12 protein-coding genes are annotated in these 12,304 nt (G+C 61.2%); 8 read left to right on the top strand and 4 right to left on the bottom strand.

All coding sequences use genetic code 11. The annotated features are described in order from the left end of the window. The first annotated feature begins 162 nt into the window (after positions 1-162). The gene (locus tag HBJ59_RS06760; RefSeq protein ID WP_167663067.1) at positions 163-1,182 is read left to right on the top strand and encodes a branched-chain amino acid aminotransferase; all 1,020 of its coding nucleotides are present in this window, start codon (positions 163-165) and stop codon (positions 1,180-1,182) included. Between the two features lie 139 nt (positions 1,183-1,321). On the opposite strand, the gene HBJ59_RS06755 is transcribed toward HBJ59_RS06760, so the two are convergent. Then, positions 1,322-2,218, bottom strand: a complete 897-nt coding sequence (locus HBJ59_RS06755) for a GNAT family acetyltransferase (RefSeq protein ID WP_167663066.1) — start codon at positions 2,216-2,218, stop codon at positions 1,322-1,324. 280 nt (positions 2,219-2,498) lie between these two features. Between HBJ59_RS06755 and ctlX the strand changes: the two genes are divergently transcribed. The 7 genes from ctlX to HBJ59_RS06720 all read left to right on the top strand — a co-directional run bounded on the left by ctlX (position 2,499) and on the right by HBJ59_RS06720 (position 8,552). Further along, entirely contained in the window at positions 2,499-3,425 is a 927-nt protein-coding gene (ctlX, locus tag HBJ59_RS06750) for a citrulline utilization hydrolase CtlX (protein ID WP_167663065.1), read from the top strand. 11 nt (positions 3,426-3,436) lie between these two features. Next, positions 3,437-4,483: an ornithine cyclodeaminase gene (locus tag HBJ59_RS06745; protein ID WP_076014273.1), complete on the top strand. Its 1,047-nt coding sequence runs from the start codon at positions 3,437-3,439 to the stop codon at positions 4,481-4,483. 374 nt (positions 4,484-4,857) lie between these two features. Continuing rightward, positions 4,858-5,637, top strand: a complete 780-nt coding sequence (locus HBJ59_RS06740; RefSeq protein ID WP_167663064.1) for an ABC transporter substrate-binding protein — start codon at positions 4,858-4,860, stop codon at positions 5,635-5,637. A 144-nt stretch (positions 5,638-5,781) separates the two neighbouring features. Continuing rightward, the gene (locus HBJ59_RS06735; protein WP_076014275.1) at positions 5,782-6,483 is read left to right on the top strand and encodes an ABC transporter permease; all 702 of its coding nucleotides are present in this window, start codon (positions 5,782-5,784) and stop codon (positions 6,481-6,483) included. Then, positions 6,480-7,193: an ABC transporter permease gene (locus HBJ59_RS06730; protein WP_167663063.1), complete on the top strand. Its 714-nt coding sequence runs from the start codon at positions 6,480-6,482 to the stop codon at positions 7,191-7,193. The genes HBJ59_RS06735 and HBJ59_RS06730 overlap by 4 nt, the downstream gene beginning before the upstream one ends. A gap of 3 nt (positions 7,194-7,196) precedes the next feature. Beyond that, the gene (locus tag HBJ59_RS06725; RefSeq protein WP_218585698.1) at positions 7,197-8,042 is read left to right on the top strand and encodes an ABC transporter ATP-binding protein; all 846 of its coding nucleotides are present in this window, start codon (positions 7,197-7,199) and stop codon (positions 8,040-8,042) included. 12 nt (positions 8,043-8,054) lie between these two features. Next, positions 8,055-8,552: an Lrp/AsnC family transcriptional regulator gene (locus tag HBJ59_RS06720; protein ID WP_003208571.1), complete on the top strand. Its 498-nt coding sequence runs from the start codon at positions 8,055-8,057 to the stop codon at positions 8,550-8,552. Between the two features lie 119 nt (positions 8,553-8,671). Here the strand turns inward: HBJ59_RS06720 and HBJ59_RS06715 are convergent, their stop codons facing one another. From HBJ59_RS06715 to HBJ59_RS06705, 3 genes are all read right to left on the bottom strand, one after another. After that, positions 8,672-9,505: a TIGR03915 family putative DNA repair protein gene (locus tag HBJ59_RS06715; RefSeq protein ID WP_167663062.1), complete on the bottom strand. Its 834-nt coding sequence runs from the start codon at positions 9,503-9,505 to the stop codon at positions 8,672-8,674. Further along, positions 9,502-10,722, bottom strand: coding sequence for a putative DNA modification/repair radical SAM protein (locus tag HBJ59_RS06710; RefSeq protein ID WP_017476886.1), 1,221 nt, complete (start codon positions 10,720-10,722; stop codon positions 9,502-9,504). Before HBJ59_RS06710 ends, HBJ59_RS06715 begins: the two co-directional genes overlap by 4 nt. 184 nt (positions 10,723-10,906) lie before the next feature. Further along, the gene (locus tag HBJ59_RS06705; RefSeq protein WP_167663061.1) at positions 10,907-12,244 is read right to left on the bottom strand and encodes a lysine N(6)-hydroxylase/L-ornithine N(5)-oxygenase family protein; all 1,338 of its coding nucleotides are present in this window, start codon (positions 12,242-12,244) and stop codon (positions 10,907-10,909) included. Between the last annotated feature and the right edge of the window lie 60 nt (positions 12,245-12,304).

The raw sequence follows: 12,304 nt of genomic DNA, 5'->3' as shown, positions 1-12,304 counted from the left end.
CTGGGCACCAGGTTTCCAGCGTCATCGTTCACGACCTTCGCGGGCAAGCTCGCTCCTACAGGGGGTGCGAACGCACCGGGGAATGAAGTATTGTTGCGCCCATCCAGAAATAAACCATAAGCCTGCCTTCGACCAGGCGGTTGACAAAAGATAGAGGGTGTCATGGGTAACGAAAGCATCAATTGGGACAAGCTGGGTTTTGACTACATCAAGACCGACAAGCGTTTCCTCCAGACCTGGAAGGACGGCGCCTGGCAAGAAGGCACCCTGACCGACGACAACGTGCTGCACATCAGCGAGGGCTCCACCGCCCTGCACTACGGCCAGCAATGCTTTGAAGGCCTCAAGGCCTACCGCTGCAAGGACGGTTCGATCAACCTGTTCCGTCCGGACCAGAACGCCGCGCGCATGCAGCGCAGCTGTGGTCGCCTGCTGATGCCACAAGTGCCGACCGACGCCTTCATCGAAGCCTGCAAGGAAGTGGTCCGCGCCAACGAGCGGTTCATCCCGCCCTACGGCACCGGCGGCGCGCTGTACCTGCGCCCGTTCGTGATCGGCACCGGTGACAACATCGGCGTGCGCACCGCACCGGAATTCATCTTCTCGATCTTCTGCATCCCGGTGGGCGCCTACTTCAAGGGCGGCCTGACCCCGCACAACTTCCTGATCTCCGGTTACGACCGTGCCGCGCCGAACGGCACCGGCGCAGCCAAGGTCGGTGGCAACTACGCCGCCAGCCTGATGCCCGGTTCCCTGGCGAAAAAAGCCAACTTCGCCGACTGCATTTACCTCGACCCGGCCACCCACTCGAAAATCGAAGAAGTCGGCTCGGCCAACTTCTTCGGGATCACCCACGACAACAAGTTCGTCACCCCGAAGTCGCCGTCGGTGTTGCCAGGCATCACCCGCCTGTCGCTGATCGAGCTCGCCAAATCCCGCCTGGGCCTGGAAGTGGTTGAAGGCGACGTGCTGATCGACAAGCTGTCGGACTTCAAGGAAGCCGGCGCCTGCGGCACCGCAGCCGTGATCACCCCGATCGGCGGCATCGAGTACAAAGACCAGCTGCACGTGTTCTACAGCGAAAAAGAAGTCGGCCCGGTCACCCAGAAGCTCTACAAAGAGCTGACTGGCGTACAGTCCGGCGACGTAGAAGCGCCTGAGGGCTGGATCGTCAAGGTCTAAGCAACACTGCAAAACCAAAATGTGGGAGCGGGCTTGCTCGCGAAAGCGGAGTGTCAGTCGACAGATTTATTGACTGATACTCCGCATTCGCGAGCAAGCCCGCTCCCACATTTGATTTCAGTGTTTGGAAAACCGAAGTTCAGGCTTTATCCGTCGGGATGTTTTCCAGGATCTTCTTGCCCATGCTGATCCGCGGCTCGGCGCCATAACCCAACGCCTCATAAAACCCCATCACCGCATCATTGCCGCTGGTGATCTGCAGGTTGATCTTCATGCAGCCCAACGCAGTCAACGCCTGTTCCGCATGCCGCACCAGCGAAGCGCCCAGGCCCTGACGGCGATAATCGTTATGCACCGCCACCGAATACAGCCAGCCACGATGCCCGTCGTAGCCGGCGAGAATGGTGCCGATCACCGCTTTCTTGTCAGTGGCCACAAAAAACAACCCATCGTTGACCGCCAGCTTCTTATCGATCGCCAGGCCCGGCAGGTTGTGCGCCGCGTCATAACCAAACGCCGCCTGCCACAGCGCTACCACCTGCGCCCGATGCGGCCGGTCGCGATAGGCGCCAATGGGATGGCGCGATGACAGCGACTTCTCCATCACCAGCGTGCGTTCATTACCATGGTAAACATCGCGCACCGTATGAAACCCCAGCTTGGTATAGAACGGCTCGGCCGTCAGCGAAGACGGCACATTCAGCGTCGTCACCCCGGCCTCCCGCGCCCGCAGCTCGATTTCAATCATCAGCAAACGCCCGATGCCCTGCCCTTGCAGCGCCGGATTGACAAACACCGAGCGCACCACGTTGGCATCAAGCGCCGCCGTGGCAACGATCACGTCGTCCTGAATGGCTACCAACACTGTTCGACGCGCGAGCAATGCCACGACAGCCTCGGGAGTAAAGTTGCTCGCCACCCGCGCAATCACATCAGCCGGATAATCCCGGGCATTGCTGTCATGCAGGGCCGCCAGAATGACCTGGCTGATGCCCTCGGCATCGGTGGTTTGGGCGAGACGAACTTCAGTGGGCATGGTTTCTCCATCCAGACAAAAATACCTCAGGCAACACAATACCAATGTGGGAGCGGGCTTGCTCGCGAAGGCGGTGTATCAGCCACCGAATTTATTAACTGACCCACCGCTTTCGCGAGCAAGCCCACATTTCGATCTTCACTCACCTCCACAGCCGATTCGGCTGCCCCACCCCACTTTTCAGCTTTCCCGGCTGAGCCACCCCCTCACTTCAGCCGGGATTCTTCCTTCACACCGCACAAAATAGCTTCACTGCCCAACCCCATGGACCCGTGCACCCATGCAAACCACCAACACCGTCCTGATGATCCGCCCGGCGCACTTCGCCTTTAACCCGGACACCGCGATCAACAACCGCTTCCAGCGCGTGCCTCTCGACCCATTGGCTGCACAGCAGAAAGCGCTGGAAGAGTTCGACGGCTACGTCGATACCCTGCGCCACCACGGCGTGGAAGTGCTGGTGGTACAAGACACCCCCGCTCCCCACACCCCGGATTCGATCTTCCCCAACAACTGGTGGAGCAGCCACGCCGACGGCAGCCTGGTGCTGTACCCGATGGAAGGCCAGAACCGACGACTGGAGCGCGACAAAGGCGTGCTGCAAGTACTGGAGCAGCGCTTCGCGATCCACAACACCATCGACTTCAGCCACCTTGAACAACAGAACATGTTCCTGGAAGGCACCGGCAGCATGGTCCTCGACCGCCAGCACCGCATCAGCTACGCCTGCCATTCCGGGCGTACCCATCAGGACGCCCTGCGCCAGTTCGCCGAACGCCTCGACTACCAACTCTGCGTATTCCACGCCGTCGACCGCCACCACGCGCCGATCTACCACAGCAACGTGATGATGAGCGTCGGCCGCGACCTTTCCGTGGTGTGCCTGCAAGCCCTGCCCGACGACCACGAGCGCCAGGCCCTGGAACGCTCCCTGCGGGACACCGGCAAAGACATCGTCGCCCTGGACTTCGACCAACTGGAAGCCTTCGCCGGCAACATGCTGGAAATCCATGACCGCAACGGTCAGCCGCTGCTGGTGATGTCGGCCAGCGCCTGGGGCTCGCTCAAGCCGGCCCAGCGCCAGCATGTGGAACGCCACACCCGCCCGGTGGTGGTGAACATCGACAACATCGAACGCATCGGCGGCGGCAGTGCCCGCTGCATGTTGGCGGAAGTGCATCTGCCCACCCGCCCCTCATTTCAATAAGGAGTCTTCCCATGACCCGCTATATCGACGTCAACGACTTGAGCTACCTGGTTTCGCAAAAAGGCCTGCAAACCTGCATCACCGAGATGGCCGAGTACATCCGCGCCGACTACCTGCGCTGGCAGGACTTTGAAAAATGCGCACGCCTGGCCAACCATTCGCCCGAGGGCGTGATCGAGTTGATGCCGGTGTCCGACGCCTCGCTGTACGCCTTCAAATACGTCAACGGCCACCCGAAAAACACCCAGAGCGGCATGCTCACCGTCATGGCCTTCGGCGCACTCGGCGATGTGGACACCGGCAAACCGGTCCTGCTGGCGGAAATGACCCTGACCACCGCGATCCGCACCGCCGCCACCTCGGCCCTGGTAGCGCGCTACCTGGCGCGGGACAACAGCCGCAGCATGGCGTTGATCGGCAATGGCTCCCAGAGCGAGTTCCAGGCCCTGGCCTTCCACGCGATGTTGGGCATCACTGAAATCCGCCTGTTCGACATCGATGCCAAGGCTACCGCCAAACTGGCGGCCAACCTGAAAGCCTTCCCGGCGATCAAAGTGATCCTGGCAGGCAGCGTGGCCGAAGCCGTGAAAGGTGCCGACATTGTCACCACCGTCACCGCCGACAAGGCCTACGCCACCATCCTCACGGACGAGATGATCGAGCCGGGCATGCACCTTAATGCCGTCGGCGGCGACTGCCCGGGCAAGACCGAGCTGGACCGACGAATCGTCGAACGTGCCCGCGTGATCGTCGAGTACGAACCCCAAAGCCGCATCGAAGGCGAAATCCAGCACATGCCGGAAGATTCGCCGGTCACCGAGCTGTGGCAAGTGATCAACGGCCAGGCCCCGGGCCGTGAAAATGCGCGCCAGGTCACCCTGTTCGACTCGGTGGGTTTTGCCATCGAAGACTACTCCGCCCTGCGTTACGTGCTGGACGTGGCCAAGGCGCTGGACGTGGGCAGCGAACTGGAACTGGTACCGGACCTGGCCGACCCCAAGGACCTGTTTGCCCGCCTGGCACAAGCACCGGCCGCACAGCAGAAAAAGCGCGCCTGAAACCGCTCTGGCCTGCTGTTTTGCGTGAGCAGCAGGCCGGAAAAACCCAACCGGCAAGCCGATTTAGCGGGTGCGACAGCCGTTTCCGCTGTAGCTCGCGTTTTAACAGCACATTCCGCGCGCCGCGGCAGGGGTAAACGACACAAAAAACGCACCATCTTGAAGCATTCTCTCTGACAACAAACAGCCCAATGTGGTGAGGCAGCCCAATGTGGCGAGGGAGCTTGCTCCCGCTGGAGTGCGTAGCGCTCCCAGGAGTTTGAGGCCGCTACGCAACTCAGCGGGATCAACCTCCCTCGCCACAAAAAGCCTCTTCACCTTAGCGTTCAGTTTTCTACTGCCCTGACATCAATTACAAAATATAGGGAATACACATGACTCCGCTCCGATCACTTTTCGCTGCGCTGCTCCTGCCATTGGCCGCAACTGCTGCCCAGGCTCAGGAATGGAAAGAAATCCGCTTTGGGGTCTTCCCCGAATACCCACCGTTTGAATCAGTCGCCGCCGATGGCAGCCTGCAAGGTTTCGACATCGACCTGGGCAACGCCATCTGCGCCAAGCTTGAAGTCAAATGCGTGTGGGTCCACAACGAATTCGACGGCATGATCCCGGCCCTGCGCGCCCGCAAGTTCGACGCCATCATGTCCTCCATGGCCGTCACCCCGGCCCGCCAGAAAGTCATCGACTTCAGCGACCGCCTGTTCCTCAGCCCGACCTCGGTGATCACCCGCAAAAGCGCCGACTTCGGCGACACCCCCGAATCCCTGAAAGGCAAACAGGTCGGCGTGCTGCAAGGCTCGCTGCAAGAAGCCTACGCCCGTGCACACCTGGCCAAGCTGGGCGCGCAGATCAAGGCTTACCAGTCCCAGGAGCAGAACTACGCCGACCTGCAAAACGGTCGCCTGGACGCCACCCTGACCGACAAGCTCGAAGCCCAGCTCAACTTCCTGTCCAAGCCTGAAGGCGCCGACTTCAAGACCGGCCCGGCCTTCAAGGACCCGACCCTGCCGCTCGACATCGCCATGGGCCTGCGCAAGAACGACAAGGAGTTGGTGGAGCTGATCAACAAGGGCATCGCCGCCGTCCAGGCCGATGGCACCTACACACAGATCCAGAAGAAATACTTCGGCGATCAGGATATCTACAACGAGTGATGCCCAAGCCTGGCAAAAATCCCCTGTAGGAGCGAGCTTGCTCGCGAAAATCGTCAACGATAACGCGTGAACCCAGAGTAAACGCGGGGCCTTTGAGTTTTTCGCGAGCACGCTCGCTCCTACCTATGAGAGATCTCCTCCTCCATGAATGAATTCCTCAACTTGCAAGGCTTCGGCCCGTTGCTGGCTCAGGGTGCCTGGATGACGGTCAAGCTGGCGTTCCTGGCGCTGCTGCTGAGCCTGTCCCTGGGACTGATCGCCGCGGCTGCCAAACTCTCCAGCGTCAAGCTGCTGCGGGTTCCGGCCACGCTTTACACCACGCTGATTCGCAGCGTGCCGGACCTGGTGCTGATCCTGCTGATTTTCTACAGCCTGCAACTGTGGCTCAACGATCTGAGTGAAATGCTCGGCTGGGCTTACTTCGAAATCGACCCGTTCACCGCCGGTGTCATCACCCTCGGGTTTATCTACGGTGCGTATTTCACCGAGAACTTTCGCGGGGCGATTCTCAGCGTGCCCGCCGGCCAACTCGAAGCCGCTACCGCCTACGGCCTGAGCCGCTGGCAGCGCTTTCGCCTGGTGCTGTTCCCACAACTGATGCGCTTTGCCCTGCCGGGCCTGGGCAATAACTGGCTGGTGCTGCTCAAGTCCACGGCGCTGGTGTCGATCATCGGCCTCTCGGACCTGGTCAAGGCCGCGCAAAACGCCGGCAAGACCACCAATGACCCGCTGTATTTCCTGATCCTCGCGGGCCTGGTGTACCTGGTGATTACCACCCTCTCCAACCGCATCTTCAAACGCCTGGAACGGCGCTACAACGTGGGCATCAAGGGGATGGCGCGATGATCGAATTGATCCAGCAATACGGCCTGGCCTACCTGTTCACCGACGGCAACGGCTTTTCCGGGGTGGCCATGACCCTGTGGCTGTTCATTATTTCGGTGGTGCTGGGCTTCTTCCTGTCGATCCCGCTGGCGATCGCGCGGGTCTCGGAGCACTTCTGGGTTCGCTGGCCGGTGGAGGTCTACACCTACCTGTTTCGTGGCACGCCGCTGTATATCCAGTTGCTGATTTGCTACACCGGCCTCTATGGCCTGGACGTGGTGCAGGACAACGCCCTGCTCAACCAGTTTTTCCGCAATGCGCTGAACTGCACGCTGCTGGCGTTTGTGCTGAACACCTGCGCCTATACCGTGGAAATCTTTGCCGGGGCGATTCGCAACATTCCCCACGGCGAGATCGAAGCTGCCAAGGCCTACGGCCTGCACGGCTGGCGCCTGAATCTGTTTGTGGTGGTGCCCGCCGCACTGCGCCGTGCACTGCCGGCCTACAGCAACGAAATGATCCTGATGCTGCACGCTACCTCCCTGGCGTTTACCGCCACCATCGCCGACATCCTCAAGGTGGCCCGCGATGCCAACGCCGAGACGTTCCTGACGTTCCAGGCCTTCGGCATCGCGGCCCTGTTGTACATGCTGCTGTCCTTTGCACTGGTGGGCCTGTTTCGACTGGCCGAACGTCGCTGGATGCGTTTTCTTGTTCCTACCCGAGGCTAACCCATGAATCAGTCCGCGCAGGCCCTGGCCACTTATCCCACCGATGTACGCCCCGCTACCCAACCGGTGGCCGTGGCAGAAAACGCCAACGTCAAACTCCAGGTCGAAGGCCTGCACAAACGCTATGGCGAACATGAGGTGCTCAAGGGCGTCTCGCTGAACGCACGCAACGGCGACGTGATCAGCCTGATCGGCGCCAGCGGCTCAGGCAAAAGCACGATGCTGCGCTGCATCAACTTCCTCGAGCAGCCGGACGCCGGGGTCATCACCCTCGACGGCATCAGCATCGAAATGCAGCCAGGCCGCGCCGGCACCCGCGCGCCGCACCAGGCGCAATTGCAGAACCTGCGCACCCGCCTGGCCATGGTGTTCCAGCACTTCAACCTGTGGAGCCACATGACCGTGCTGGAAAACATCACCATGGCCCCGCGCCGGGTGCTCGGCGTAAGCGCCGCCGAGGCGGAAAAACGCGCCCGCCTGTACCTCGATAAGGTCGGCCTGCCGGGCCGGGTGGCGGATCAATATCCGGCCTTCCTCTCCGGTGGCCAGCAACAGCGCGTGGCCATCGCCCGGGCCCTGGCGATGGAACCGGAGATTATTCTGTTCGACGAACCCACCTCGGCCCTCGACCCCGAACTTGTAGGAGAAGTCCTTAAAGTCATACAGACGTTGGCGGAGGAAGGTCGTACCATGCTCATGGTCACCCACGAAATGGGCTTTGCCCGCCAGGTGTCCAGCCAAGTGCTGTTCCTGCACCAGGGCCGCGTCGAGGAACAAGGCGGAGCCGAAATCCTCGACCAGCCGAACAGCGAACGCTTGCAGCAATTTCTTTCCAACCGATTGAAGTGAACACCACACACCATGGATACCAAGGCCACCGGACCGAACGCCTCACCTGTGCTGGACCGCATCGATGAGGCCATCATCGACGTGTTACGGCACCAGGGACGCATCACCTACGAAAAACTCTCGTCGCTGGTGCACCTGACACCCAGGCCGTGCCTGGAACGGGTGCGCAAGCTGGAGCGACGCGGGGTCATCCGGGGTTATGGGGCGATCATCGACGTGCAGATGGTTTCGCCGGGGCTGTCACTGCTGGTATTGGTGGCCCTCTCCAACCAGAGCGGGCGCTCGGCGCAGAAGGCGTTCGAAGCGTGCGTAAAAGCCTGCCCGCAAGTGTTCGAGTGCCAGTTGATCAGCGGACCATTCGACTACAGCCTGCGCATGCGCTGCCGGGACATGGAGCACTACAGGGTGTTGACGGAAACCTGGCTCAACAATGATGAATTGCACATTGATAAGTTGGTGGCGCATCCGGAATTGGCGGTCGTAAAAAACACCGCGACCGAACTGGCCTGAACCCGCCCCTCCAGGCAATAGAGATCAAATGTGGGAGCGGGCTTGCTCGCGAATGCGGTGTATCAGTCGCTGGATGTGCTGCTGACACACCGCATTCGCGAGCAAGCCCGCTCCCACCTTTAACCGTGCCCGCTTGAAATCCGCTTGCCTGGACGCGCCCCGATCATCTTCGCCTGCCCATCCCGCTGCTTGCCCGTACGCGCCTCGCTGATCAACCCCGGAATCAACTTGCCCTCCGGCAGATTCTTCCAGAACCGACTCGGCAAATGCCCTTCCATCACCTTGGGATTCAACCGCGCCGGGTTAAAGATATGGCTGTAGTACGTCAGCCACATCGCACTGTGGGGATCCTCGACATTCTGTGCCAACGCCTGCCACTCCACCGGGCATTGCCGCCGATGAATCAACTGCTCCCCGTCGTAATAAACCCCGTCCAGCGGCGTGGCGATCATCCAGCGATGACGCCCCATGCGCCCGACGAAATGCTGGCTGGCAACCTTCAAGATGTCGTGGGCCGGCTCATGCCAAGCCACGTACTCGGGCAACTCCGGCCCCGCCTCTGCCGGCAACGCGATAAACCGCACAAACGCATGCAGGTGATGTGCCTCGCGCTGCACCTGCTTGATCCGTCGTTGCAACTCGCTGCCCAGTTTGTCCCCGGACATCATCGCCGTGCGGTCCCCATGGCTGACGCGCCACAACACCTCGTACAACAGGCTCCAGCGCTGTTCACCGTGATAACACGCGGCAGACTCCAGCAGCTCCAGCAGCGCCTTGGGAATCCGCGCCTGGTACGGCCCGCACTCCGCCGGGTACTGCTCGTCGGTGGCAAACAGGTCCGCCACCTCGGCCACGCCCCAACTCACGTGGCTGGGGTCAATCTGATGGCTGAGCAACCAGCGCGCCTGCTCGCGCCAGGTGCTGAACAGGTTGTCGCATTCCAGGCTGATCATCCCCACAGCCCCATTTGCTGCGGCTGCGGACGGTCGCGCAGTTGTTCGCGCAGCAGCACGCTGGTGCTTTCCGCCTGTTGCGGATGGTAGTCACTGGTGATGAAAAACGGCTTGGCCTTGGCCAGCACGCAACGCATGCGCGCCAGGTCCTCGAAGCGGATCTTGCGCTGGCGACGCAGGTCCACCAGCCGCTGGGTGGTGCGCAGGCCAATTCCGGGAATGCGCGCAATAAGCGTAGGCTCGGCGCGGTTCAAATCCAGCGGAAATACCTCGCGGTGCTCCAGCGCCCAGGCCAGCTTGGGGTCGATATCCAGGGCCAGGTCGCCCGGCCCTTCAAACAGTTCATTGGCGCTGAACCCATAGCTGCGCAACAGGAAATCCGCCTGGTACAAGCGGTGCTCGCGCATCAGCGGCGGCGCGGCCAGGGGCACGCTTTTCGGGCTGTTGGGAATCGGGCTGAATGCCGAGTAATACACCCGGCGCAATTTGAAATTGCCGTACAACGCCTCGGCACTGTGGAGGATGGTGCTGTCGTCGGTGTCATCGGCACCGACGATCATCTGCGTGCTTTGCCCGGCCGGCGCGAAACGCGGCGCGCGGGGTTCGTTAAGCACGGTCTGTTCACCGGTGTAGATGGTTTGCATCGCCTGCTTGATCGAGACGATCTGCTTCTCGGGCGCCAGGGTTTGCAGGCTCTTGTCTGTCGGCAACTCGATATTCACGCTTAGGCGATCGGCATACCGCCCCGCCTCGGCAATCAGCGCCGGGTCGGCTTCGGGAATGGTCTTGAGGTGGATATAGCCGCGAAAGTCATGCTCTTCGCGCAGGAGTTTCGCGACCCGCACCAACTGCTCCATGGTGTAGTCGGCCGAACGGATGATGCCGGAGCTGAGAAACAGCCCGCTTACGCAATTACGTCGGTAGAAATCGAGGGTCAGGGTCACCACCTCTTCCGGGCTGAAGCGTGCACGGGGCACGTCGCTGGAACGGCGGTTGACGCAGTATTGGCAGTCGTAGAGACAGAAGTTGGTCAGCAATACCTTGAGCAAGGAGACGCAGCGACCGTCGGGCGTATAGCTGTGGCAGATGCCCATGCCATCGGTGGAACCCAGCCCCGCCTTGCCTTCCGAGCTGCGCTTGGGCGCGCCGCTGCTGGCGCAGGAGGCGTCGTACTTGGCGGCGTCGGCAAGGATGCTGAGTTTTTCGATCAACTGCATGGGACTTCTACCGATACTGGTTTTTTGTACAGTATCAGCAGCAAGCCCCGGGGTTCAAGTGCCGTCTGTAGGAGCGAGCTTGCTCGCGAAAAACCTGAGAGCGCTGCGGGGTATCAGGTTTCCATCGTCATCGTTGACGACCTTCGCGAGCAAGCTCGCTCCTACAATGGGCAGCGGTCAGTCCTCAGCTAGCGGTCGCGAACAAGAGATCCTGCACCGAACGGCCCTTGCCGCGGCTGCGATCGTATTCGTACAGCGACGCGGCAATCTCGTCGGCACGGATCGGCAGGATCGACAGCAAGGTGTCGCTCAAGCCATGGCTGGCCTGGCTGAAACCCTGCATATAGATGCCGGCCTGGCAGCGCTCGTCAGTGACAATGCGGTAGTCGCGGCTGACTTCGAAGTCGCCCATGTATTCCGCCAACGGTGCCAGCAACTGGCGGTGCATCTGGCGCTCGTAACCGGTGGCCAGCACCACGGCGTCGTAATGGTTGAGGCTGGTCTCGCCGGTGGCGTTGTTGCGCAATGCCAACTCGACACCCAGCGGCCCGGCGGTGGCTTTTTCCACGGTGGTCAGGGTACGGAACGCGTGACGGGCAATGCCGGAGACTTTCTGGCGGTAGAAAATCCCGTAGATGCGCTCGATCAGGTCCAGGTCCACCACCGAATAGTTGGTGTTGTGGTATTCGTTGACCAAGCGCTCGCGCTCACTGCCGTTCTGCTGGAACACCAGGTCGGTGAACTCCGGCGAGAACACTTCGTTGACGAACGGGCTGTCATCGGCAGGTTTTAGCGCCGAACCGCGCAGGATCATGTCCACCTGCACCGAAGGGAAACTGTCGTTGAGGTCGATAAACGCCTCGGCCGCGCTCTGGCCGCCACCGATAATCGCGATGCGCATCGGTTTGCCGTCGACACACGGCTGCTGGGCCATGCGCGCCAGGTACTGGGAGTGATGGAACACCCGCCCGTCGTCCTTGAGCGCCTTGAACGACGACGGAATACGCGGCGTACCACCGGCGCTGACCACCACCGAGCGGGTCGTACGTACGTGCTGCTCACCCTGGGCATCCCGTGAGATCACCCGCAACGCCTCAACCTGCTGCTGATGCAGGATCGGCTCGATGGCCAGCACTTCCTCGCCATAACGGCTTTGCGCCTGGAACTGCCCGGAGACCCAGCGCAGGTAGTCGTTATACTCCATGCGGCACGGATAGAAGGTGCCCAGGTTGATGAAATCTACCAGGCGCCCGTGGGCTTTCAGGTAATTGACGAAAGAATACGGACTGGTGGGGTTGCGCAGGGTCACCAAGTCCTTGAGGAAGGAAATCTGCAACTCACTCTGGGCCACCAGGGTGTTGCCGTGCCAGCGGTAGTCAGCCTGCTTGTCGAGAAACAGCACGTCCAGCTTGCCCTGGGCTTTCTCGCGCTCTTGCAAGGCAATGGCCAGCGCCAGGTTCGAAGGGCCGAAACCGATACCGATCAGGTCGTGAACCGCGGGCGATGCAATTGCCTGTGTCATTCCAGTGTCCTCTGGATAAGCCCCGTGGCGTTGGGGGCGGGAAAGCCTCAGCGACCTGAA

Source organism: Pseudomonas sp. AN3A02, from assembly GCF_011765255.1.
In the GTDB taxonomy this organism is placed as follows: Bacteria; Pseudomonadota; Gammaproteobacteria; order Pseudomonadales; family Pseudomonadaceae; genus Aquipseudomonas.
This window is presented reverse-complemented; position numbering and strand designations above follow the sequence as displayed.